The 22,678-nt window shown below is 61.8% G+C and carries 19 protein-coding genes and 2 pseudogenes; 10 read left to right on the forward strand and 11 right to left on the reverse strand.

All coding sequences use genetic code 11. The features are described from left to right. Positions 1-137 precede the first annotated feature (137 nt). The gene (locus C5748_RS02785) at positions 138-4,016 is read right to left on the reverse strand and encodes an AsmA family protein (RefSeq protein WP_146119462.1); all 3,879 of its coding nucleotides are present in this window, start codon (positions 4,014-4,016) and stop codon (positions 138-140) included. A gap of 304 nt (positions 4,017-4,320) precedes the next feature. Between C5748_RS02785 and C5748_RS02790 the strand changes: the two genes are divergently transcribed. The 3 genes from C5748_RS02790 to C5748_RS02800 are packed head-to-tail and all read left to right on the forward strand — an operon-like array spanning position 4,321 to position 5,808. After that, the gene (locus tag C5748_RS02790; RefSeq protein WP_105740420.1) at positions 4,321-4,902 is read left to right on the forward strand and encodes a TetR/AcrR family transcriptional regulator; all 582 of its coding nucleotides are present in this window, start codon (positions 4,321-4,323) and stop codon (positions 4,900-4,902) included. A gap of 13 nt (positions 4,903-4,915) precedes the next feature. Next, on the forward strand, positions 4,916-5,209 hold the full coding sequence (locus C5748_RS02795) for a YciI family protein (RefSeq protein ID WP_105740421.1): 294 nt from the start codon (positions 4,916-4,918) through the stop codon (positions 5,207-5,209). Further along, a complete protein-coding gene (locus tag C5748_RS02800; RefSeq protein WP_105740422.1) occupies positions 5,206-5,808 on the forward strand; it encodes a DNA-3-methyladenine glycosylase I in 603 nt (200 codons plus the stop codon). Before C5748_RS02795 ends, C5748_RS02800 begins: the two co-directional genes overlap by 4 nt. A gap of 160 nt (positions 5,809-5,968) precedes the next feature. Here C5748_RS02800 and C5748_RS02805 read toward each other — a convergent pair whose 3' ends face one another. Further along, positions 5,969-7,378 carry an FAD-binding oxidoreductase gene (locus C5748_RS02805; protein WP_105740423.1) on the reverse strand — a complete coding sequence of 470 codons (1,410 nt, stop codon included), beginning with the start codon at positions 7,376-7,378 and terminating at the stop codon, positions 5,969-5,971. A gap of 11 nt (positions 7,379-7,389) precedes the next feature. Continuing rightward, positions 7,390-7,887 carry a heme-degrading domain-containing protein gene (locus tag C5748_RS02810; RefSeq protein ID WP_105740424.1) on the reverse strand — a complete coding sequence of 166 codons (498 nt, stop codon included), beginning with the start codon at positions 7,885-7,887 and terminating at the stop codon, positions 7,390-7,392. 132 nt (positions 7,888-8,019) lie between these two features. On the opposite strand from C5748_RS02810, the gene C5748_RS02815 reads away from it, so the two are divergent. Then, complete coding sequence (locus C5748_RS02815) at positions 8,020-9,099, forward strand: serine/threonine protein kinase (protein ID WP_105740425.1); 1,080 nt, start codon at positions 8,020-8,022, stop codon at positions 9,097-9,099. A 102-nt stretch (positions 9,100-9,201) separates the two neighbouring features. On the opposite strand, the gene C5748_RS02820 is transcribed toward C5748_RS02815, so the two are convergent. Then, a complete protein-coding gene (locus tag C5748_RS02820) occupies positions 9,202-10,080 on the reverse strand; it encodes a dienelactone hydrolase family protein (protein ID WP_105740426.1) in 879 nt (292 codons plus the stop codon). 228 nt (positions 10,081-10,308) lie between these two features. Here C5748_RS02820 and C5748_RS29365 point away from each other — a divergent pair. Then, positions 10,309-11,155: pseudogene (locus C5748_RS29365) on the forward strand (ATP-dependent helicase); the annotation flags it as partial. A 134-nt stretch (positions 11,156-11,289) separates the two neighbouring features. Further along, a pseudogene (locus C5748_RS29370) lies at positions 11,290-12,891 on the forward strand (ATP-dependent helicase); the annotation flags it as partial. A 64-nt stretch (positions 12,892-12,955) separates the two neighbouring features. Here C5748_RS29370 and C5748_RS02830 read toward each other — a convergent pair. Together C5748_RS02830 and C5748_RS02835 are read right to left on the reverse strand one after the other, a co-directional pair. After that, a complete protein-coding gene (locus C5748_RS02830) occupies positions 12,956-13,450 on the reverse strand; it encodes a CreA family protein (RefSeq protein WP_105740428.1) in 495 nt (164 codons plus the stop codon). Between the two features lie 101 nt (positions 13,451-13,551). Then, positions 13,552-14,181: a DapH/DapD/GlmU-related protein gene (locus C5748_RS02835; protein WP_105740429.1), complete on the reverse strand. Its 630-nt coding sequence runs from the start codon at positions 14,179-14,181 to the stop codon at positions 13,552-13,554. 21 nt (positions 14,182-14,202) lie between these two features. Between C5748_RS02835 and C5748_RS02840 the strand changes: the two genes are divergently transcribed. The 3 genes from C5748_RS02840 (at position 14,203) to C5748_RS02850 (ending at position 16,143) form a co-directional block, all read left to right on the forward strand. Continuing rightward, positions 14,203-14,412 carry a hypothetical protein gene (locus C5748_RS02840; RefSeq protein WP_146119463.1) on the forward strand — a complete coding sequence of 70 codons (210 nt, stop codon included), beginning with the start codon at positions 14,203-14,205 and terminating at the stop codon, positions 14,410-14,412. Positions 14,413-14,430: 18 nt separating this feature from the next. Then, entirely contained in the window at positions 14,431-15,021 is a 591-nt protein-coding gene (locus C5748_RS02845) for an SCO family protein (protein ID WP_105740431.1), read from the forward strand. A gap of 252 nt (positions 15,022-15,273) precedes the next feature. Beyond that, the gene (locus C5748_RS02850) at positions 15,274-16,143 is read left to right on the forward strand and encodes a 50S ribosomal protein L11 methyltransferase (protein WP_105740432.1); all 870 of its coding nucleotides are present in this window, start codon (positions 15,274-15,276) and stop codon (positions 16,141-16,143) included. A 93-nt stretch (positions 16,144-16,236) separates the two neighbouring features. On the opposite strand, the gene C5748_RS02855 is transcribed toward C5748_RS02850, so the two are convergent. Beyond that, positions 16,237-16,425 carry a hypothetical protein gene (locus tag C5748_RS02855; RefSeq protein WP_105740433.1) on the reverse strand — a complete coding sequence of 63 codons (189 nt, stop codon included), beginning with the start codon at positions 16,423-16,425 and terminating at the stop codon, positions 16,237-16,239. A 259-nt stretch (positions 16,426-16,684) separates the two neighbouring features. Here C5748_RS02855 and C5748_RS02860 point away from each other — a divergent pair, with 259 nt between their 5' ends. Continuing rightward, positions 16,685-18,541, forward strand: a complete 1,857-nt coding sequence (locus C5748_RS02860; RefSeq protein ID WP_105740434.1) for an aminopeptidase P family protein — start codon at positions 16,685-16,687, stop codon at positions 18,539-18,541. Here C5748_RS02860 and C5748_RS02865 read toward each other — a convergent pair. The 4 genes from C5748_RS02865 to ligA all read right to left on the reverse strand — a co-directional run bounded on the left by C5748_RS02865 (position 18,510) and on the right by ligA (position 22,612). Continuing rightward, positions 18,510-18,809: an AzlD family protein gene (locus C5748_RS02865; protein ID WP_105740435.1), complete on the reverse strand. Its 300-nt coding sequence runs from the start codon at positions 18,807-18,809 to the stop codon at positions 18,510-18,512. The two genes, C5748_RS02860 and C5748_RS02865, sit on opposite strands and share 32 nt — an antisense overlap. Before the next feature lie 3 nt (positions 18,810-18,812). After that, on the reverse strand, positions 18,813-19,541 hold the full coding sequence (locus tag C5748_RS02870) for an AzlC family ABC transporter permease (protein ID WP_105740436.1): 729 nt from the start codon (positions 19,539-19,541) through the stop codon (positions 18,813-18,815). 204 nt (positions 19,542-19,745) lie between these two features. Continuing rightward, positions 19,746-20,447 (reverse strand): DUF2461 domain-containing protein, encoded by a 702-nt coding sequence (locus tag C5748_RS02875; protein ID WP_105740437.1) that lies wholly within the window; start codon positions 20,445-20,447, stop codon positions 19,746-19,748. Then, positions 20,444-22,612 (reverse strand): NAD-dependent DNA ligase LigA, encoded by a 2,169-nt coding sequence (ligA, locus tag C5748_RS02880; protein WP_105740438.1) that lies wholly within the window; start codon positions 22,610-22,612, stop codon positions 20,444-20,446. The genes C5748_RS02875 and ligA overlap by 4 nt, the downstream gene beginning before the upstream one ends. Between the last annotated feature and the right edge of the window lie 66 nt (positions 22,613-22,678).

Raw genomic sequence — 22,678 nt, forward strand, 5'->3', positions numbered from 1 at the left:
CCAATCGGAAGTGCTCTTATAAGCCGCTCACTTTCAGGCCAGAGAGGGGTGTGAAGGAGCGCAACCACGCCGTTTTGCCGAATAATCCACAGTTTCAACAGTGCAAAGCCACTCCGGCCAGGCGATCCAAAACCGCGCTACGGCGATGGCGTTTCCAGTGTCCTCAGGAATTCGTCGAGTGACTGGCCGTCATTGGGCAGAAATGCGTCCCCGCCCGGAGCGGGAGGCCGGTTCGGCGGAATGATGCTGCCCGATGTAGCAGGAGCCTGCTGCTGCGCTCGGCGTGTAGCTTCCTCCGCTTGTGTCTTGCGTGCGGCTTCTTCCTCTGCCGCCCGGCGCGCCTCCTCCTCGGCCAGCCGGTGTGCTTCTTCCGCCCGCGCCCGTGCTTCCTCTTCAGCTTTCCTGCGTGCCTCTTCTTCGGCGCGCTGGCGCTCCTCGGCCCGCGCCTGATAAAGCGTCACCTCACGGCGCAGCCGCTGCTTTTCCACCAGCGCCGCCTGCATCGCCTCGACCCGGTCCTGCTCGCGCTCCAAAGCGCGTTGCGTCAAGAACTGCACCAACGGCTGGCGGTCGAATGTCACGGAGGGGTCGCGGTAAGGCCCCTCGGCATTGAAGCGCACGACCGGTTCGGCACCGACGAGCGCATCGGCGCCCGGCTTGAACGTAAACGTTCCCTGCGCGCCGATCGTCATATCAGCGAGATTGAGCCGGAAGTCGGAGGCAAGCGCCGCCCTTTCCGTTTCAAGCTGGAAAGACGGCACGCGCGCCGTACCCCCGGCGACCGTGAAGGCCAGTTCCGCCGGTCCGGGGCTGAACGCGCCGGATCGAAGATGATCCACCACCATGGCGCCGAGAGTTGCGGCTGGCGCGTTCGGGTCTGCCTTATCCGCCGCATCGAGTATCGGTTGCAGCGCGTCCTGGTTGAACCCTTTGATCGACAGCCCGTCGACGGCAAGGACGCCTGATCCCGCCATCGATGCCATCAATTCGCCCACGCTCTTGCCCGTGCCGTTGAGCGAGGCCGAAAGCTTGGCCACCCCGCCGAGCGGCGCATGGCCATCCTCCAGCCGGTAAAGCGCGCCGAGATCGCCACCCTCCCAAGTAAACTGTGTGGAGGCGAGCGCGGTGCCGCCCGTGTTGCGCAGATCGAAGCTTCCGCCAAGCTTGCCGCCGAGAAGCGCACCGGCAAGATCGCTCAGGTTCAGTTCGTCACTTCCCCCGGCAAGCTTCGCCGAAAAGCCCGTGATGTCGCCGAACGAACCGGCATGGGCCGTTTCGGCGGCAAGCGTCAGATCGGCCAGAAACGGAAAAGCCGGCGCATTGGCGAAATCACCATTGGGCCAGATGTCGCCTTTTTTACCACCATCCTGCCTCTCGAATGCTTCCGGTCCCAGCATGAAGGCGGCAAGCATGCCAAGATCGAGCCTGTGGACCTTGGCCTCGCCCTTGATCTGCGGTTCACCGCCATCGGCAAGGCTTGCCTCGAGCTTCGCCGCGATCGTCTCCTCATCCACCGTACCCGCCAGATTGGGCAGGCGCACGATGCCCTTGGCGAACTGGAAATCGCTGGAGAGATCGACGGGCAACCCTTCGCCGAAGCCCGGGAGCGTATATCCCGCTGCCGCCGCGAAAGGCTGGAGATCGGCGGTCTTCAACACTGCCTTCCCGCTGCCGGTCAGATCGTCTGGCCGAAGCGTGAAGACACCGTCGATCGACGCCGACCCATCCGGCGCCTTCAGCGTCAGCTGTGTCTTCATCCCTTCCGCAGGCACGCCCTGCAGCGAAAGATTGGCCTCGAGTTCACCGGCGATGCCGAGCGGCAGCGCGGGAAGCCCGATGAGCGCCATCAGCGGTTCGCCCTCGGCCGCATCTGCATCCGCCGTCAGCGATAATTGCAGCGGCGTATTGCTCCACAGATCGCCGCGTGCCATGCCGGAAAGACCGATATTCATACCACCCGTCTTGCCGTTGGCGCTGAAGGAGAATTCGCTGGCACCATTCTTGTCCGCTGCCGGCGCTGTCTTGACCGCACTGCCGACCAGCGTGATTTGGCTGTCGGAGAAAAGCCCGGGATAAGCCTCGGCCCGCTTCGCCAGCCCTGTGAACAGCGGCACCGAGGGATAACGCGCCGCCAGCGTCCCGATCAGACGCGAAAGATCTTCGGAGAGGATGGTCGCATCAAGCGATCCATTGGGCTCCGGCTTGAACGGTTCGATCATCCCCGTCGCCGTCAAGGTCGCCCCCGCTATATCGGAGAGGATCAGCCTGTCGATGTCGAAACGGCCCTCGCGCAGCCGGAACGCCGTATCGACGGAAGCCGCCTTGAAGCCGCCATGGCTGACCGGCCCGGCCTTCAGCGTCACGTCGATATCCTGCTCGCTCAGGCGAGGCGCGCCGCTATCGCTGGCGAAAAGCGTCGCCAGCGCTTCCAGCGCATCGCCATCGAGTGCCCCGCCTTCGAGCGAAAGCTGCATCGACGGCAGCATTCCGTCTCCCGACTGGCGCATGAAGGAGCCTTCCAGCGAAGCCCCGCCCAACACCAGTTCCAGATCATCGGCGCGCTGCACGCCCTCATGCAGGCTGACCCGGCCGGAAAAGCCCGCAGCCGGCAGCCGCCTGATCGCCTCATCCACATCCGCCGTCAGCCATGCTGCGAAACCGGACGGCTGGCGCGAAGCCATTAAGAGATCGCCGTCAAAGCCGAAATCCGCGCCGACGGAGAGCTTGCCCTTGGCCTCGATCTGCGTGCGGCCGGGAAGATCGGCCTTCAACTGCTTGATATTCCAGCCGTCACCGCCCGGCTCCGCCCGAACGGTCACGGCGCGAATGGTGGTGTCGCCCGCTATGATGGCCGGAAGACTAAGGTCGATACTGCCCTGGATAGAGGGAATCGGCACCCGCTCCATCAGATCGCGGAATGAGGCAATGCGCTGCGACAGCGGAACGGCCGGAGTCGGCTGGGACGATGCTGCATCGCCGTCAAGCATCTCCTCGCCCTCCACCGGTCCGATACCGTCGAGCAGCACCTGCTGTCCTTCGGCGCTGACCATGAAGCGCGGATCGCTGCCATAGTCGAACAGCGCCTTGCCACTGACTACATAGGGATTGTCGGCCGGCCCCTGCTCCACGCGGAATTCCGGCATATCGAGCTTTGCGTGATCGGCCGAAAAATTGCCGGTGATGCGCAGATCGGCGAAGATCGGCTTTTCCTGCGCCCCGGTAGCCTGTGACGCGATGTCTGCCTCGCCGCCTTCGCCATCGCGCGGTTGCGCCGATCCGGCCAGGTCCGACGAGCGCAGAGCGAATGTTCCGCCATAGGATAGCTTTCCCCCGGCGAGCGCCATATCACCATCGGTCTCGAAAACCGCCGGCAGGTTCTGCGGTTGGACACGGGCGCGCACCCGCAATGTTCCTTCGGCCTTGGCCTCTCCGGTCGTCACTTCGAGGCCGGCCTTCTGGCCGTCGAGCGTCAGCGCGCCATCGAAGCGCCAGGGACCGGCAAGGCTCGTGGCCGTCATCGTCGCGTTGAGATCGGAGATCACATGCTCGCGGTTATTGCCGCGGTCGTGCACAGCGACTGATCCATCGGTAACGGTGAGGTTTTCCAGCTTGATCTGCGCCGGTTCCAATCGCGTCGACGGTCGTATCGCCCAGTCGACTTTGCCGGCCTCGTCAAGCGTGATCACCGCATGCGGCTTTTCCACCCGCATGTCGAAAATCAGGATCTGCCCGCGCAGAAACGGCATGAGTTCGGCGCCCATCGAAAACTTGTCGACGGTCATCACAGGTCGGTCGCCCCTATCGCCGACACGGACACCGGAAAAGGTCACGGAGGGAAACGGCAGAAGCCTGGCGCTGGCGACGCCCGCAACCGTCACCGGACGGCCTAGGATACGGCTTGCCTCACGCTCGAAATCGGCCCGGTAGCCCGTCCAGTCGATAAAGGGCGGCACGACCAGCGCCGCCGTCAGGAGCAGCACCAGCAAACTGCCGAGAAATACGAAAACGCGCCCCAAACTTTTGCTCCGGAAACCCACACTCATCACATACGCGTGACAGCCCGCAACATAACGGCACCGATCCGGCGACAACAAGGCAAATCGCTTTTTCTGGCACGGAAAATATGAGAGAGCGGCCCATTCACTGGAGAAATTTACAGTGACCAGATCAATAAACGTTGCAGAAAGGCGGTTAGCAGAAGCTCCGAGCCACCGCGCGAAATAGCCGCTTTGTGCACAATTGGTTATTATATGCGGCGTGCGTTGACTGATTAGGACGTTTGTCCTAAAAATATCGAAACCTGACAGGACAGCGACGCACATGCCGGCACCAGCCACCCAAGACCTGATCGTCCAGAAGGCAGATGCCCTCTTCTATGAAGGCGGGTTCGCGGCCACGTCTTTTGCGGAGATTGCAACGGCGCTCGGCATTTCGCGTGGGAATTTCTATTATCACTTCAAGACCAAGGACGAGATCCTCGATGCCGTCATCGCACGGCGCTTGGAGCGGACGCGCGCGATGCTTGACCGTTGGCAGACTGAAAGCGAAGCCCCCCGCGAACGGATCCTGTCATTCATCCGCATCCTGATCAGCAACCGGACGAAAATCATGGCTTTCGGCTGCCCTGTCGGAACGCTGTGCTCGGAACTTGCCAAGCTCGATCATGCAGCACAGAGCCGCGCGGTCGAGATATTCGGCCTGTTCCGCGACTGGCTGGCCGGGCAGTTTCGCGCGCTTGGGAACGGCGACAGGGCCGAGGCGCTGGCACTGCACCTTCTGGCTTGGTCGCAGGGCGTGGCCGTCATGGCTTCGGCCTTTCGGGACGAGTCTTTCGTTCGAAGCGAAGTAGCCGGAATCGAACACTGGCTAGCCACCCTGCCGGACCTTCCGCAAGCCACCTGACCAAGGAGCATCAATGTTTGTCACCTTCCTGAGATTCGCTGAAAACCGCGGCGCCGCGCCCGAATTCATGGCCGCTCATAATGACTGGATCGCAAAAGGTTTCGCGGATGGCGTGTTTCTTTGTGTGGGTTCACTCCAACCCACCGCCGGAGGCGCTATCCTTGCACATGGCGAAAGCCGTGCCGCACATGAGACCCGTATCGCGGCTGATCCTTTCGTTTTGCAAGGCATTGTAACTGCTGAAATCCACGAGATCGATCCGAAGCGCACCCATCCCGCGCTGGATTTTCTGAAGGCTCCGGCATGAGCGCGGTCATCCCCGGTCCGGACGGCCGCCCGCGCTGCCGCTGGTGTGCCGCTGCACCCGAGTTCTTCGACTATCACGACCAAGAATGGGGTTTCCCGGTCGTCGAGGACATCCGACTGTTCGAAAAGCTTTGCCTTGAAAGCTTCCAGTCAGGTCTGAGTTGGCGCACCATCCTTGTCAAGCGCGAGAACTTCCGGGCAGCCTTCGCCGATTTTGATTTTCGCAAGGTGGCGCTGTTCGATGAAGCCGATGTGGCGCGACTACTGGCGGATGCGGGGATCATTCGCCATCGCGGCAAGATCGAGGCGGTTATCAACAACGCCCGTCGCGCCTGCGAAATGGTCGAAGCCGAAGGCTCTCTGGCCGCCTTCCTCTGGCGTTTTGAACCTGCCGCTGACGGAATACCCCCGCAAAGCCGCTCCACCTCGGCAGCCTCCGAGGCACTATCCAAGGAACTGCGCAAACGCGGCTGGAAATTTGTCGGCCCCACGACAGTCTACGCCTTCATGCAGGCAATGGGGCTGGTCAACGACCATGCAGAGGGTTGCGTCATGAGGGACGAAGTGGAGAAGGCGCGCGTGGCGTTGTCCCGCCCTTAATGACGGCATGTCCGCAAGGCGCTCAAAGCGGCATCAAACAGCACTCGCGCGAGCGCGCAGCATCGGATCGTTTCATGTCGGATTAATGCAACCCGATATCGCCGCACGCCTTTCGGCACATACAACCCGCCGCACGTGCCTCCTGAATCAATCTCTCAGCCTACAGCCGCAAGATCTTGCCCGGATTCATGATATTGTCCGGATCGATGGCGCGCTTGATCGACCGCATGAAATCAACAGCGCCGCCAAGCTCCAGCTCGAGATACTTCATCTTTCCCTGCCCGATGCCATGTTCGCCGGTGCAGGTGCCCTCCATGGCGATGGCGCGGAGCGCCAGGCGATCCATGAACGCCTCGGCCTTGTCGATCTCGGCGGCGTCGTTCGTATCGAGCAGCAATTGCAGATGGAAATTGCCGTCGCCGACATGGCCGACGATGGGTGCGAGAAGCCCGGTTTCCGCCAGATCGACCTCGGTTTCGCTGATGCAATCGGCAAGGCGCGAGATCGGCACGCAGACATCGGTGGCGACCGCCTTGGCGCCCGGGCGTAGCAAGAGCGCCGCGAAATAGGCGTCGTGGCGCGCCCGCCACAGCCGGTCGCGCTCTTCCGCATTGGCGGTCCACAGGAACGGGCCACCGCCATTTTCAGAGGCGATTTCGCCGAACAGCTCCGCCTGCTCCGCCACGCCCGTTTCGCTGCCGTGGAACTCCACGAAGAGATAGGGCTGCGGCTCGTAGGGCAGTTTCGAATGGGCGATCAGCGCCTGCATCTGCAGCGTGTTGACCAGTTCGATGCGCGCCACGGGAACGCCCATCTGGATCGTCTCGATGACCGTGCGGCAGGCCGCCTCGACGCTCGGGAACGGGCAGACGCCGCCGGAAATCGCCTGGGGGATGCCATAAAGCTTCAAGGTGAGTTCTGTGATGATGCCGAGCGTCCCCTCCGAGCCGATCAGCAGACGGGTGAGATCGTAGCCGGCGGCGGTCTTCTTGACGCGCTTCGCCGTGGTGATCAGCCGCCCGTCCGGCATCACCGCCTTCAGCGCCAGCACGTTCTCGCGCATGGTGCCGTAACGCACCGCATTGGTGCCGGACGCGCGCGTCGCCGCCATGCCGCCGAGGCTGGCATTGGCGCCGGGATCGATGGGAAAGAAAAGCCCGGTATCGCGCAGATACTCGTTGAGCTCGCGCCTGGTGACGCCGGGCTCGACCACGCAGTCGAGATCGTCGGCATTGACGCGGATGATGCGGTTCATCCTGGAAAGATCGAGCGAGACGCCGCCAGCCGGCGCATTCACCTGCCCTTCGAGCGACGAGCCGGCGCCGAAGGCGACGATGGGAACGCGGTGCTCGCCGCAGACCCGCACCACCTCCTGCACCTCCTCGGCATTTTCAGCGAAGATGACGATATCCGGCGCCTGCGTCGGCACATAGGTCGTCGTGTGGCCATGCTGATCGCGGATCGCCTGCCCCGTCTGCGCCCGCTCGCCGAAACGCTGCTTGAGGATGGCGGCAGCCTTGGCAATCCCGACTTCATTGCGGCTGAGCGCGACCGCATCTCTAAGCGACATCGTTGTTCTCCTTACGCCTGCGCGAGAGCCAGCGCGGCGGCATCTGCGCCGAGCACCGCGGCAAGCGCCTTGACGACCAGATTATGGTCCTCGCGCTGCGGCAGGCCGGAAACGATCGCCACGCCGATGACGCCGGCGCCCTTGGCGCGGATCGGAAAGCCGCCGCCTGCAAGCGCATAATCTTCCACATCGACTGCGCGATGCGGCGGGAACATGCGATCCTCGCGATCCTGCTCCAGAACCAGGCGGTAGCTGCTGGCGAGAAAGCGCCGAACGACATTGAACTTGCGGCGCACCCATTCCTGATTGTCCGCCGTCGCCCCCGGCGTCGTCGCATAGAACAGCCGCCGATCCCACAGGCTGATCTCGATGGCCACACCGCGTCCGTCCTCAAGCGCGAAATTGCGTATCCGGCTTCCAAGTTCAAATGCCGTCGCCTCGTCGAAGACCTCGAATACAAGTGTCTTTTCCTGAACGAGGATTTTTTCGATATCTTCGCGATGGCCCATTCGTCTCTCCTCCGAAATCGGCTGTTCTTTTGCTCTTTCCGGGCCGGGATTGCAATGCCCAGCCAGCTAGCCCTACATAGGATGCTGCGCGCCATGCTTGATTGATGGCGCGGTTGCGGCTAGTGACGCGCCATGCAGAATAAAAATTATAAGGGCGGCCTGCCCGACGATCCGGAACAGCGCGAATTCGTCGTGACCGCCGTCTTCAAGCGTGACGTGTTTTCCGAGACGCGCGCGGGCTATTTCGTCGGTGATCAGGAAACACGGGTGATCCGCCGGCTGGTCAGCGCCGCGCCCTGGTGGTCGCGCCCGCTCGCCTGGATCTTGGCCAGGCGCGAGATACGCGGCCTCGAGACCGTGCGCGGGCTCAAGGGCGTGCCGCAGCTCATCACCGCCGACCGCCACGGCCTCTACCGTTCCTGGACGGAAGGCACGCCGCTGCATCTCGCCCGCCCCGCCGATCCGCAATGGTATCGCAGCGCCCACCGCATCCTGCGCAACATGCGCCGTCTCGGCGTCACCCACAATGATCTGGCCAAGCCGCAGAACTGGCTGATGACGCCGGAAGGCGAAGCCGCGGTCATCGATTTCCAGCTCGCCTCCGTCCATCGCCATCGCGGATCGCTCTACCGCATGATGGCCTATGAGGATTTCCGCCACCTCATCAAGCAGAAGCGGGCTTTTGCCAAGCATCTGATGACGCCGACCGAAAAGCGCATCCTGGCGCGCCGCTCACTGCCCTCGCGCATCTGGCGGGCGACCGGCAAAAAACTTTATAATTTCGTCACCCGCAGCCTTTTTCATTGGTCGGACGGCGAAGGCACCGGCGACCGCATCGACAATGAAGGCCCGGCGATCATCGCCGCGCTGAAATCCGATCCCCGCGTCAGCGATGTGGCGCTGGCGCTCTATTCCCTGCCGGCGAAGGGCGTCGGCATCTACGCCTTCGTCGAAACGACGAAAGCCGACGAGCGCAGCCTGCGGGCGCGGCTCAAAGGCCTCAGGGTCGAGTTGGTCCAGCCGGTCGCGCACCTGCCGCGCCGCGCCGACGGCACCGTCCGCGACGATATTCTGCGCCTGATCGCCATGAACCAGATGACGGAACTCGATGATCTCCTGGCACGCGAACCGAAGTTGCGCCCGCTGGTCGAGGCGCTAGCCGCCCACCGGCTCAACTTCACCGACCGCCGGGTGACGCAGCTGGAGCGGTGAAGCCGGATAGCTCAATGCTATTCACCCCCCTCTTCCCTGCCGAGCATCCCCGGCAGGGCAGAGGGGGGGGTGAAGGAGCGGCACCCTGCAAATTGACACCCCTCACCCCAGATATTTTTTGAAGAACGCGATCGTCCTTTCCCACGCAAGATCGGCCGCTAGTCTGTGATAACGCGCCGCCGATGTATCATTGTTGAAAGCATGGTTGGCGCCTTCATAGATATGGATCTCGAATGTCTTGCCGTCCTTCTCCAGCGCGGCCTTGTAGGCATCGATCCCGGCATTGATGCGCTCGTCGAGTCCGGCATATTGCAGAAGCAGCGGCGCCTTGATCTTCGCCACCTCGTCCGCCGCAGGCTGACGCCCGTAATAGGCGACGCCGGCATCGAGATCAGGCGCGTTGACCGCAAGATCGTTGACCAGCCCACCACCCCAGCAGAAGCCGACAGCGCCGACCTTTCCCGTCGTCAGATCATTCTCCTTGAGATAGGCGACCGTCGCCACGGCATTGGCGATGGTCGCCTTTTGATCGAGCCCGCCGATCATCTCGCGCGCCTTGTCCTCATCGACGGGCGTTCCGCCCGACGGCGACAGGAAATCCGGAGCAAGCGCGACGAAACCTTCCAGCGCCGCGCGCCGCGCCACATCGCGGATGTGGTCGTTTAGCCCGCGGTTCTCATGAATGACGATGACGGCCGGAAACTTGCCGGTGCTGTCGGCGGGCCGCACCATATAGCCCTTCATCTCGGTGCTACCCGCACCCGGATAGGTGATATCCGTGGCCGTGATGCGCTGGTCGTCGGCAGCAATGATCGCGGCTTGCGCCGAATTCGCCGCCAGCATCGGTGCGACCATGGCTGCTGCAGCGCCCGAGCCTGCGAGCTTCGTCAGCTTTTCCATGAAGCTGCGGCGGTCGAGGGTCAGATGGGTGTATTCGTCATAGGCATCGATCATGGCCTGGGTAATGACAGGCTTTTCCATCGCTCTTCTCCTGCTGGGAACACTTCCATCAGGATAAACGGCTGGGCGTTTCGATCAAGCGTATGCGGATGATTCGCCGCGCGCATCTTTTCAGGCCCGCAGGCCGATGCCGCAACGCTTTGAATTACCGCAGAATTCCGCGCGGGAATTGATTTCCGCTGCCGGAATCACGCAATATCTCTGCCGTTTTACTGGCGTTTAGGCCCCGAATCACTACATCAGGAGGAAATGTCAGATTTTCCGGACGACATGCCTTTTTTCGGGGATCCTGCTGCGCCGCGTGCACAGGCGGGCGGCACCGGCGCGCCCGAAGGTATCGCCGCGCGCGCGCTGAAGGCTCGGGGCGGCGCTCCGAACTATCTCCAGGGCCTCAACCCCGAACAGCGCCTCGCCGTCGAGACCACCGAAGGCCCGGTCCTGGTGCTGGCGGGCGCCGGCACCGGCAAGACACGGGTTCTCACCGCCCGCATCGCCCATATCCTGTCGCAGGGGCTCGCCTATCCAAGCCAGATTCTCGCCGTCACCTTCACCAACAGGGCGGCGCGCGAGATGAAGGAGCGCATCGGCGTGCTCGTCGGCGGCGCGGTCGAGGGCATGCCGTGGCTCGGCACCTTCCACTCCATCGGCGTCAAGATTCTGCGCCGCCATGCCGAACTCGCCGGCCTGAGATCCGATTTCACCATCCTCGATACCGACGATGTCATCCGCCTGATCAAGCAGTTGATCCAGGTCGAAGGGCTCGACGACAAGCGCTGGCCGGCGCGCACCTTCGCCAATATGATCGATGGCTGGAAAAACAAGGGCTTGGCCCCCTCCGAAATCCCGGAAGGCGATGCCCGCGCCTTCGCCGATGGCAGGGGACGCAAGCTCTATCAGGCCTATCAGGACCGGCTGAAGACACTCAACGCCTGCGATTTCGGCGACCTGCTCTGCCACCCCATCCGCATCCTGCGCGCCAACCCCGATATCCTGCGGGAATATAACGCTCGGTTCAAATACATCCTCGTCGATGAGTATCAGGACACCAACACCGCGCAATATATGTGGCTGAGGCTGCTGGCGCAGCGGCCTGAAACTGCAAGAAGCCCCTCATCCCCTGCCGGACCTTCTCCCCGCACGCGGGGAGAAGGAAGCAGCGTCAACGTCGATGCCCCCCTCTCCCCGTCCTTACGGGGAGAGGGTAAGGGTGAGGGGCAATCCTCGACCATCAACATCTGCTGCGTCGGCGACGACGATCAGTCGATTTATGGCTGGCGCGGGGCGGAAGTGGACAACATCCTCCGCTTCGACAAGGATTTCCCCGGTGCAGCCGTCATCCGGCTTGAGCGCAACTACCGCTCCACCGCCCATATTCTCGGCGCCGCCTCGCATCTGATCGCGCATAATGAAGGCCGGCTCGGCAAGACGCTGTTCACCGACGCCGCCAACGCGGACGATGACAAGGTGCATGTCCACGCCGCCTGGGACTCCGAGGAAGAAGCCCGTGCGGTGGGCGAGACGATCGAGCAGGCCCAGCGCAAGGGCCACCTCCTTAATAACATGGCGATATTGGTCCGCGCCTCCTTCCAGATGCGCGAGTTCGAGGATCGTTTTGTCACGCTTGGCCTGAATTACCGCGTCATCGGCGGTCCGCGCTTTTATGAGCGGCTCGAAATCCGCGATGCGATGGCCTATTTCCGCGTCGTCGCCCAGCCTGCCGACGATCTCGCCTTCGAGCGCATCGTCAACACGCCGAAGCGCGGCTTGGGCGAGGCCGCCATCCGTCAGGTGCACGATTACGCCCGCGCCCGCGACATCCCGATGCTCGCCGCCGCCACCGATCTGGTGGCAACCGAAGAGTTGAAGCCCAAACCCCGCTCGGCGCTGAAGCAGGTAGTCGATAATTTCAACCGCTGGCATTCGCTTCTCGATTCCAAGCCGCATACCGAGTTGGCCGAGATGATCCTCGACGAGAGCGGCTATACCGCCATTTGGCAGAACGACCGCACGGCGGAAGCGCCGGGGCGCCTGGAAAACCTCAAGGAACTCATCCGCTCCATGGAGGAATATGAGAGCCTGCGCGGCTTCCTCGAACATGTGGCGCTGGTGATGGATGCCGAAAAGAACGAGGATCTCGACGCCGTCAACATCATGACGCTGCACTCCGCCAAGGGGCTGGAATTCGAAACCGTGTTCCTGCCCGGCTGGGAGGAAGGCCTCTTCCCGCACCAGCGCTCCCTCGATGAGGGCGGTCGTTCCGGCCTGGAGGAAGAGCGTCGCCTCGCCTATGTCGGCCTGACGCGCGCCAAGAAAAACCTGCACATCTGGTTCGTCTCCAACCGCCGCATTCACGGCATGTGGCAATCGACCATCCCCTCGCGCTTTCTGGAAGAACTACCCGAGGCGCATGTCGAAGTATCGGAATCAGGCAATTCCTATGGCGGCTACGGCCAGTCGCGTTTCGACCGCGCCGATCCCTTCCAGAACAACTATTCCACCCCCGGCTGGCAGCGCGCGCAAGCCAACCGCTCCGAGGCGACGCGCTCGAACTGGGGCTCACGCTCGGGCGCCAATGTCGAGCGCATCGGCTATGGCGAGACCGATTCCGGCTTCGGCGCCGGGCGCGGCTCGGTCAAGGGCCGCATGATCGATGGCGAGTTGGTAGCGAAATCCGTTTCCGACACGCCCTCGGCCTTCAAACCCGGCGACCGCGTTTTTCATACCAAGTTCGGCAATGGCAATGTCGCTTCCATCGACGGCAACAAGCTTACCATCGACTTCGACCGCGCCGGCCAGAAGCGGGTGCTGGATAACTTCGTTCAGCGGGTGTGAGGTTTACCAGAGCGCTGGCGCCAGAATCATGGCCCAAAGCGCCCTCTCCTCATAGATCGACCTCTTACTCCGGCTTACCCTTCGTCCACGTCACATTGCTGGCAAAAAGCGGGATCGTCGAGATCGAGGTCTTGGCGGAGCCGTCCTGTACTTGCGCTGCATGGGCCAGATAGATCATCGTGTCGTTCGCCTTGTCATAGATGCGGGTGATGACCAGCTTTTTCCAGATCAGGCTGGTGCGTGCGGAAAAGACGCGTTCGCCGCCTTCGCCCAGCGCGATATCACCAACGGTAACCGGCCCCGTCTGCTGGCAGGAAATGGATGCGTTGGAGGGGTCCTCGAACCAGTTGCCCTTCTGCAGCCGGTCGATGATCCCACGCGAAAACGAGGCGAGATGGCAGGTGATGCCCTGCACTTTCGGGTCCTGTACGGCGTCGATGACGATATCATTGCCGAGCCAGTCGACGCCGACCTTGCCCACCTCCTCGGCCCCGGCTGATGCGGCCAAGCCCAGAGTTGCGCCGGCGAAGAGAACCATGGCGGCGAGAACATGCTTCATCGAAACCTCCAGTTGAAAAAGGAAAGAATATATCCCGCATCAGAATTGGGACGCCGACGCGAAGATTGCAAGCATGGATCATCGCCGGGGCGAAACAGGGTTTACGCCCATTTATCAAGAAACGCGGCGATATCGAGCTTCTGCATGTCAGGGACCACCTCGTAAAGCCGCTCCACGGGCCAGTCCCACCAGCAAAGCACCAGAAGTCGCTCGATGATATCAGCGTCGAAGCGCGAGCGGATGGCGTGGGCCGGACTGCCGGCGACGATGGTGTAGGCAGCCACATCCCGCGTCACCACCGCATTGCCCCCAACCACCGCGCCGTGGCCGATCGAAATACCGGGCATGATCACCGCGCCATGGCCGATCCAGACATCGTGACCGATCGAGACGCGGCGCGCCTGGCGACGGGCGCGGAATTCGCCGTCGACGCCCAGATAGCGGAAATATTCGTTGGGCCGGTAGCTCAGCTTGTGCGTCGTGATGCGCTCCATCGGGTGCTCAAGCGCATTGATGCGGACATTGGCGGCAATCGAGCAGAACCGGCCGATATCGGCATAAATTGCCTCGCCGTTGCGTTCGAAATAGCTGAAATCACCGACCGTCACATCGCGCAGGATCACCCGCTCGCCGACTTCCGCATAGCGCCCGAGCTTCACCGATTTGAGCTGTGCCGTGGGATGAATGCGCGGCTCGTCATTCTGGAAGCGCAGATCTTTTTCGTCACTCATTTCGCAAACCCGATCGAATTGTTGGCGGAGACGCTTTTCGCCGCCGTTGCGACAGCCTATAATGGAGGAATGAAGACGGTGCACGATCATAGTTTACGGAAATATTCGCTCGCCGCCCTGACGGCGTTTCTCGCCGCTGGCGCGACCGGCCTTGCCTTCGCCGGCTGGCTCAACCATGGCGAGGGCATTTTCCAGTCGATGATCCAGACTGGCCTGTCCTGGTGTTTCTAGCAGAAATGTTTCCGATCCATGCGTAAAGCCCTCCCCGTTTTTCTCATCGTCCTGATCGCGGTTCTTGCCGGCGCGTTCACCTTCAATTTCTGGCGCGACCGCTCCAAGGGCGATGACGCCCCGTTCGGCGGACCGTTCCAACTCGTCGCCACGAATGGCCAGCCGATCACCGAAGAGGCTTTCCGCACGCACCCGTCGGCAATCTTCTTCGGCTTCACCCACTGCCCCGATGTCTGCCCGACGACGCTTTTCGAGCTCGACGGCTGGCTGAAGCAGCTTGGCCCCGAAGGCGAGCCGATCCGCGCCTATTTCGTCACCGTCGACCCCGAACGCGATACGGTGGAGACGATGAAAAGCTACGTCGGCAATGTTTCAGATCGCATCATCGGCATCACCGGCGAGCCGGACAAAATGGCGGCGATGCTGAAATTCCATCACGTCTATTTCCGCAAGGTGCCGAGCGAAAATGGCGAAACCGGCGACTACACCATGGATCACACCGCCTCGATCTTCCTGCTCGATGCCAAGGGCCGTTTTCGCGGCACCATCGCCTATGGCGAAAAGCCGGATACGGCGCTCGAAAAGCTGAAAAGGCTCGCGGCAGGCTAGCTCGCAACTTTTGCTTTACCCCCTCTCTTGCAAATTCTATGGGCTTAGCTTCGCTAAACCCGAGAATTTGCTTTCTCCCCTGCCAAGGGGGAGATAAGGCTGGCAGAATGCACGCTTCCAATCACCAATGTTTGTGATTGGCAGTGAGGTTGATGTAGTGCTTTATCTCTCCCCTTGCGGGAGACAAAGCGATTTCAACAACTTAGCAAAGCTAGGTGTCAGAAATCGCAAGAGAGGGGATTTTCCAAACCCATGACGCAGACCCGCCTGTTCCTCACCGCCGGAAAAGACGAAGCCGAACGCATCTACCGCCTGCTCGAAGAGGCGTTCGAAGAAGACGGCCTGCCCATCGCCATCGTCGAAATGGACGAGGAGCGGCAGATTTTCGAGGTCTCGCTTTATGTCGAGGAGGATGCGGACACCGCGGCGGCCCGGATCGCTGACAAGATCGGCTCCGATGCCTTCGGCCTTCAGATCGGCCGCGAGGAGTTGCCTGACATCGATTGGGTGGTCCATTCGCTCGAGGGGCTGAAACCGGTGCGCGCCGGCCGCTTCTTCGTCCATGGCTCGCATGATCGCGACAAGCGCCGGCCCCACGATATCGCCATCGAAATCGATGCGGGCCAGGCCTTCGGCACCGGGCATCATGGAACGACGGCGGGCTGCCTGCAGATGATCGGCGAAATCATCCGCCGCGAGCATCCGCGCAATGCGCTCGATCTCGGCACCGGCAGCGCGGTGCTCGCCATCGCCATCGCCAGGCTGGCGCCGATCCCGGTGCTCGCGACCGATATCGATCCGGTCGCCACCGCCATTGCCAGGGAAAACACCGTGAAAAACGGCGTCGGCTCACGCGTGCTGACGGCGACCGCCACGGGCTTTCACCATCCGGTCATGCGCAATGCCGCGCCCTTCGATCTGATTGTCGCCAACATCCTGGCGCGCCCGCTGATGCAGCTCGCGCCCGCCATGCGGCGGCATCTGGCATCGGGCGGATCGCTGATCCTCTCAGGCATTCTCGATAGCCAGCGCGACAAGGTGCTCGCCGCCTATCGCACGCAGGGGATTTTCCATCAGCGCACCCTGCACCGCGAGGGCTGGGTGACTCTACATCTGAAATAAGTGGCGGAACTCACCCATTTGAAACGAAAAAGACGGCCACCTTGCCTTCTGGCAGAAAGTGGCCGCCTTTGAAATCTTTATCGATCGATCCGATCAGAACGGATAATAAGAGCTGCCGCCGCGCTTCAGACCTTCGCGCGAATAGCCATTGGCCTTCAGCGTCTCGTCATCCATCATCAAAAGCGCGCCATTGACGTAGCGGGCAACCTGCCTGCTCCGTGCGGCAACGAGATTGTCCATTGCAGCCCGGAAGAAGCCGCGTTTTGCACTATTGTTTGCCATCGTCTTTTCCTTTGCCCAAGTGAAATAGCTGTTTTGGGAAGCACCCCGTCTTCTTGAACAAAATGTAGGCGCTATCGGCTCCCTCAGCTACGGACAATGCTGCATGACAGCAATGCGTTTTCGCAGGAGCACAACAAATGTTGCACTGCAAAAGAAGCGATCTGGAAAGATCGATAGGTAGAACCTCCCAGCCTCCATTGCGCCGGGTGCATCGGACGGATAATTTCGCGGGGCAAACAACCAAAGGTTCACAAATCAGATGTTCCAGTCCTTCGACGTCACCAGCAATCCGGCCAGCGCCGCACCGCGCGTGGCAAAACTCAGGGCCGAGTTGGAAACGCTCGAGCTCGACGGCTTTCTCGTGCCCCGCGCCGACGAGCATCAGGGCGAATATGTGCCGTCCCGCGCGCAACGCCTCGCCTGGCTCACCGGCTTCACCGGTTCGGCGGGCGTCGCCCTGATCTTCAAGCATGATGCCTTCATCTTCGTCGACGGACGCTACACACTGCAGGTGCGCGATCAGGTCGATCCGTCGATCTTCCAGGTCGAGAGCCTCGTCGATACGCCGCCCGCCGTCTGGCTCGCCGAACATGGCAAGGGACTTGCCATCGGCTTCGATCCCTGGCTCCACACCATCGCCGAAGCCCAGGCGCTGCGTGATGCGCTGGAGAAGAACGGCGGCAGGCTGGTGCCTGTCAAGGACAATCCGGTCGATCTCGTCTGGACCGACCAGCCCTCCCCGCCGCTCGAAGCGGTCACCATCCAGCCCATCGCCTTCGCCGGCAAGGAAGCGCGCCAGAAACTACAGGAGCTGTCTGCGGCCGTCGCCAAAGCAGGCGCGGCGGCGACGGTATTGACCGACCCCTCCTCCATCGCCTGGGCTTTCAACATCCGCGGCAAGGACGTGAGCAATACGCCGCTGCCGCTTTCCTTCGCCATGATCGCGGCGCAAGGCGAGCCGTCGGTCTTCATCGACAAGCGTAAGCTGCCGATCGAAACCGAGGCCTATCTGACGCAATTGGCGAAAATCCGCGCTCCCAATTCGCTGGAGGAATATCTGCAGTCATGCGCCGCCGCCGGCGATGCGATCCTGCTCGATCCGGCATTGGCGGCGGAAAAACTGCGGATGATCGTCGAGGAAGCCGGCGGCCGGGTCATAGAGGGCAAGGATCCGGCGCGTCTGCCGCGCGCCATCAAGAATGAGGCGGAACTCGCTGGTTCGCGCCGTGCCCATGAGCGCGATGGCGTGGCCATGGCTTCGTTCCTGTCATGGCTCGATGATCAGACGCCCGGCACCATCGACGAAATCACTGCCGCGACCAAGCTGGAGGAAACCCGCCGCAGCGTCGCCGAAACTTTCCAGATGCCGCTTGAGGATATTTCCTTCGACACGATCTCCTGCGCCGGACCGAACGGCGCGATCATGCACTACCGCGTCAATACCGATACCAACCGCATCCTGAACGAAGGCGAGCTCTATCTGGTCGATTCCGGCGGGCAATATCGCGACGGCACCACCGACATCACCCGCACTGTTCCAATCGGCACGGTTCCGGATGAGCAGAAACGCGCCTTCACGCTAGTGCTGAAGGGCATGATCGCCATTTCCACCGCACGCTTTCCCAAGGGCACGCGCGGCATGGACATCGATGTGCTTGCCCGTATCGCCCTGTGGAAGCATGGGCTCGATTACGCCCATGGCACCGGCCACGGCGTCGGCTCCTACCTTGCCGTCCACGAGGGGCCGCAGAATATCTCGCGGCGCGGCACGCAGGAGCTTTTGCCGGGTATGATCCTTTCCAACGAGCCCGGCTACTACAAACCCGGCGCCTTCGGCATCCGCATCGAAAATCTCGTTGCCATCACCGAACCGGAAATACCCGAGGGCGGCGATATCCCGATGATGGGTTTCGAAACCCTGACCTTCTGCCCGATCGACCGCCGGCTGATCGATACCTCGCTCCTGACCAGAGAGGAACTCGTCTGGCTCGATGCCTATCACGCCCGCGTCCGCGACAATCTCCTGCCGCACACAAGCGGAAAGGTGCGCGGCTGGCTGGTTTCCGCAACGGAATCCTTAGGCTCTAAATCGGAAAGAAATGACGCAGTAGGATGATGAATGCCGCGCCGGAAAAGAACATCGGCATCATGCTGAAGCGCGTCGCGATCAACCCGGAGAACAGCAGCGTCGCGAACTCCTGCCAGCCATTGGTGAAGGCGGGAGGCGCGACGAGCGTGGTCAGCACCGCCGCGGGAACGGCATTGAGCCCCGCCTCGACGCGGTAATGGATCCGCTCGAAACGCGAGAGGACGAGATGGCCGCCGATGCGCGTGAGGAAGGTCATGATGGCGGCGGCGAAGATGATCCAGACGATGGTCGACATCGATCAGTTCTCCTCTGAATTCGCAGGTTTCGCCAGGACGGCAGCCACCAATATTCCCGCTATGGCGCCGATGCTGACATGCCAGGGCGAGCCGACGGTGTTGTAGGCGAGAACCGAGGCGACGCCGCTTGTGATCACCACCGGCAACCATCTAGGCCGCGAGCGGAAGCCCATGACGAGGCCCAGGAAATAGATCGGCAGCAGGACATCGAGGCCGATCGCATGGGGATTGGAGATGAGATTGCCGAATACGCCGCCGATGAAGGCCTCGCTCACCCACATGACGTAAACAGGCGTCGCAAGGCCGAGATACCAGGCAAAGGTAACCGGCAATCCCGCTTCGCCGCGCTTCTCGGTCTCGGCATATTGCGGATCGACCAGCAGGAAGAAAGAAACGACTTTCTGCCAGAAAGTGAAGTGACGGATGCGCCGTCCGACGGAAGCCGAATAAAGCACATGACGGAAATTGACCGCAAAGATCGACAGCACGATCAGCCATGGCGCGATCTTCTGGCCGAAAAGCTCCAGCCCGACCATCTGGCTCGCGCCGGCATAGAGCGTGGCGCTCATCAGCACCGCCTCGAATACCGTGAAGCCATTATCGACCGCCACCGCGCCAAAAAGCAGGCCGAACGGCGCGGACGCGACCATGATAGGAAGCCCCTTGCGGAAGCCTTCCCAGAAGTCGCCGCGCGGCCGCCCTGCTGTTTCGGCGCTGACCGCCTGATCCATGATATCTCCTCGAAGCCGTCGCGTATCTCTTGAACGCAAAGGCCGCTGTACCCGAAATCTGTGTGATGCCGGAGAAATTTCAGGAAAAAGGGGAACGGAACCGGTTTTCCCTAGACTTGATCTAGATCAGGCCGGTGACAATGTCACATCAGAACTCTTGATGAATAGGTCACAAATTCTTCAACGTTCAGCCATCTCCAACGATCAGGCAGGCACTCTCTTCTCGATTTTCTTGCCCCAATCGATCAACGGCTTTGCCCTGACGGCGAAATCGAACAGCCGATCAGCAAGGTCCGGCGAAGTAATGCTGTCGGGCTCGATATCGAGACGCACGACGAAATGCCGGTTGCGCAGAGCCTCTGCGATATCGGCCTCATCGGTGTCGAAGCCGCGTGGCAGCCGCTTCAGCCGGTCCACGTCGTGTAAGCTCAGCCTGTTGCGCTTCAAGGCCTTGACCATCGCCCGGTATTCCTCCGGCTTCTCGACAATCGCCTTGCGCATGGCGAGAAGCAGTTCCGGCTTCTGCTGCCACCACGCAACCGCTGCATAGCAGTCGCGCACGCCGGGCAAGCCGATGCAGACATAGAAGCAGCCGCTCTCGGTCCATTTGCTGCCATCCGCCGAAAGCAGCGCCGAAAGATGCCGGTTGTAAGGGCTTTTGTCCTTGGCAAATCGCGTGTCGCGCTTGATACGGAATTGCGATTTCACCCGGTCGCCGCGAAACGGCAGGCCGGCCCCGGCGAAACGCTCCGTCATATCCTCGACGAGATCACCAAGCGGCTCCTTCAGATGGCTCTCGAACAAATCCTTGTTTTCCAGAAACCATTCCCGGTTCTGGTGAAAATCGAGTGCCTTGAGGAAAGGCAGCGCCTTGTCGCCGAAGCCCTTGAAACGCCGCTCGCTCATGCGCCTTCCCCTACCAACGCCAGCCACGCATCCTCGTCGATCACCTCGACGCCGAACTCGGTAGCCTTGGCGAGTTTCGAACCCGCACCCGGACCGGCCACCACAAGATCGGTCTTTTTCGACACCGAGCCTGACACCTTCGCGCCATAGCGCTCGGCCATCGCCTTGGCCTCGTCGCGCGACATTTTTTCGAGCGAGCCGGTAAACACCACCGTCTTGCCGGCCACGGGCGAACCGCTGGCAACGCGCAGTTCCTCGTCGCGCGGCGTCACTTCCTTAAGCAGCGCATCAAGCACTTCGAGATTGTGCGGCTCGTTGTAGAAATCGACCACGGCCTCGGCGACGATCCGCCCGATGCCCTCGATATCGTTCAGTTCGAGCCAGGCCTCGTTGCCCTTGTCCGTCCGATCAGTGGGATCCTGCGACGGCTTGGCTTCGCGGGCGCTGCGGGCGAAGGCCTCGTAGGAACCATAGGCGCGGGCAAGGCGCTTGGCATTGACCTCGCCGACATGCCTGATGCCGAGCCCGAACAGAAACCGGCTCAGCGGTATTTTCCGGCGTTCATCGATCGCATCGAACAGCTTCTTCACCGAAACCGCGCCGAAACCATCGATATTTTCGAGCTTGGTCAGCGAACGACCCTGCCGCTCCCTCAAGGTAAAGATATCGGCCGGCGAACGCACGCGCAGCGCCGTATCCTCGGAATTGAAGAAGAACTCGACCTGCTTTTCGCCCAGCCCCTCGATGTCGAAGGCATTGCGCGAGACGAAATGGCGAATGCGCTCGACCGCCTGCGCCGAGCAGATGAGCCCGCCCGTGCAGCGGCGCACCACCTCCCCCTCCTCACGCACCGCATGGCTGCCACAGACCGGACAGGTATGCGGAAAAACGTAAGGCACCGCCGATACTGGGCGCTCATCCAGCACCACATCGACGATCTGCGGAATGACGTCGCCCGCCCGCTGGACGATGACCATATCGCCGACGCGGATATCGCGGCCCTCGCGGATCGGTTGGCCGCCGCTGCCGATTCCCTTGATATAATCCTCATTGTGCAGCGTCGCATTGGTGACGACCACCCCGCCGACGGTGATCGGCTCCAGCCGCGCCACCGGCGTCAGAGAACCGGTGCGGCCGACCTGAATGTCGATGCCGGTCAGGCGCGTGAAGGCCTGCTCGGCGGCGAATTTATGCGCCGTCGCCCAGCGTGGACTACGCGAGCGGAAGCCGAGGCGGGTCTGCAGATCGAGCCGGTCGACCTTGTAGACGACTCCGTCGATGTCATAGTCGAGCCCCGGACGCAGCCGCTCGATATGATGATAGTGCTCCAACAGTTCCTCGACCGTGCAGAACCGCTTCATCAGCGAATTGACCGGAAAACCCCATGCGCTAAACGTTTCCACCATGCCGAGTTGCGTGTCGGCCGCCATCGCCGACATCTCGCCCCAGCCATAGGCGAAGAAACGAAGATTACGGCTCGCCGTCACCTTGGCGTCGAGTTGCCGCAGTGATCCCGATGCCGTATTGCGCGGGTTGACATAGGTCTGCTTGCCCTCCGCCTCCATCTGTGCATTGAGCGCAAGGAAGTCGGACTTGGCCATATAGACCTCGCCGCGCACCTCCACCACATCGGGCACACCGGCGGGAAGCTCGTTCGGTATTTCCTTGATGGTGCGGATGTTGGCCGTGACGTTTTCGCCCGTCGTGCCGTCACCGCGCGTCGCGGCGCTGACGAGCCGCCCCCGCTCATAGCGCAGCGACATCGAAAGCCCGTCGATCTTCGGCTCCGCGGTAAAGGCGATGGAGCCGTCCGGGATCTTGCCGAGAAACCGATAGACGCTGGCGATGAAATCGCGCACATCCTCATCTGAAAAGACATTGTCGAGCGACAGCATCGGGCGGGAATGGACGATGGGAGCGAACTGGCCGGACGGCGCCGCCCCCACCTTGCGCGACGGGCTGTCGGGCCGGATCAGCGTCGGAAAGCGCGCCTCGATTTCATCGTTGCGCCGCTTCAGCGCATCATATTCCGCATCCGAAATCTCCGGCGCATCCTTGCCGTGATAAAGCGCATCATGCCGCGCAAGCTCGGCGGCGAGAAAAGCCAGTTCCTCGACGGCTTCGGCTTCGCTCAGGACGCTGACGGTTTTTTGTTCGATGGGCATGCAGGGAGACTCCGATATTTCCGAATCGTTTTAGTCGAAAATGGCGGAATGAAAAGACGGCATGGA

This window comes from Phyllobacterium phragmitis (genome assembly GCF_002980495.1).
GTDB classification, from domain to species: Bacteria; Pseudomonadota; Alphaproteobacteria; order Rhizobiales; family Rhizobiaceae; genus Paramesorhizobium; species Paramesorhizobium phragmitis.

What these genes read in the sequence shown, in the direction of transcription:
- C5748_RS02790 (WP_105740420.1), top strand. Translation starts at nt 4,321, where the DNA reads ATGCCGGCACCAGCCACCCAAGACCTGATCGTCCAGAAGGCAGATGCC.
- C5748_RS02795 (WP_105740421.1), top strand. Translation starts at nt 4,916, where the DNA reads ATGTTTGTCACCTTCCTGAGATTCGCTGAAAACCGCGGCGCCGCGCCC.
- C5748_RS02800 (WP_105740422.1), top strand. Translation starts at nt 5,206, where the DNA reads ATGAGCGCGGTCATCCCCGGTCCGGACGGCCGCCCGCGCTGCCGCTGG.
- C5748_RS02805 (WP_105740423.1), bottom strand. Translation starts at nt 7,378, where the DNA reads ATGTCGCTTAGAGATGCGGTCGCGCTCAGCCGCAATGAAGTCGGGATT.
- C5748_RS02810 (WP_105740424.1), bottom strand. Translation starts at nt 7,887, where the DNA reads ATGGGCCATCGCGAAGATATCGAAAAAATCCTCGTTCAGGAAAAGACA.
- C5748_RS02815 (WP_105740425.1), top strand. Translation starts at nt 8,020, where the DNA reads ATGCAGAATAAAAATTATAAGGGCGGCCTGCCCGACGATCCGGAACAG.
- C5748_RS02820 (WP_105740426.1), bottom strand. Translation starts at nt 10,080, where the DNA reads ATGGAAAAGCCTGTCATTACCCAGGCCATGATCGATGCCTATGACGAA.
- C5748_RS02830 (WP_105740428.1), bottom strand. Translation starts at nt 13,450, where the DNA reads ATGAAGCATGTTCTCGCCGCCATGGTTCTCTTCGCCGGCGCAACTCTG.
- C5748_RS02835 (WP_105740429.1), bottom strand. Translation starts at nt 14,181, where the DNA reads ATGAGTGACGAAAAAGATCTGCGCTTCCAGAATGACGAGCCGCGCATT.
- C5748_RS02845 (WP_105740431.1), top strand. Translation starts at nt 14,431, where the DNA reads ATGCGTAAAGCCCTCCCCGTTTTTCTCATCGTCCTGATCGCGGTTCTT.
- C5748_RS02850 (WP_105740432.1), top strand. Translation starts at nt 15,274, where the DNA reads ATGACGCAGACCCGCCTGTTCCTCACCGCCGGAAAAGACGAAGCCGAA.
- C5748_RS02855 (WP_105740433.1), bottom strand. Translation starts at nt 16,425, where the DNA reads ATGGCAAACAATAGTGCAAAACGCGGCTTCTTCCGGGCTGCAATGGAC.
- C5748_RS02860 (WP_105740434.1), top strand. Translation starts at nt 16,685, where the DNA reads ATGTTCCAGTCCTTCGACGTCACCAGCAATCCGGCCAGCGCCGCACCG.
- C5748_RS02865 (WP_105740435.1), bottom strand. Translation starts at nt 18,809, where the DNA reads ATGTCGACCATCGTCTGGATCATCTTCGCCGCCGCCATCATGACCTTC.
- C5748_RS02870 (WP_105740436.1), bottom strand. Translation starts at nt 19,541, where the DNA reads ATGGATCAGGCGGTCAGCGCCGAAACAGCAGGGCGGCCGCGCGGCGAC.
- C5748_RS02875 (WP_105740437.1), bottom strand. Translation starts at nt 20,447, where the DNA reads ATGAGCGAGCGGCGTTTCAAGGGCTTCGGCGACAAGGCGCTGCCTTTC.
- ligA (WP_105740438.1), bottom strand. Translation starts at nt 22,612, where the DNA reads ATGCCCATCGAACAAAAAACCGTCAGCGTCCTGAGCGAAGCCGAAGCC.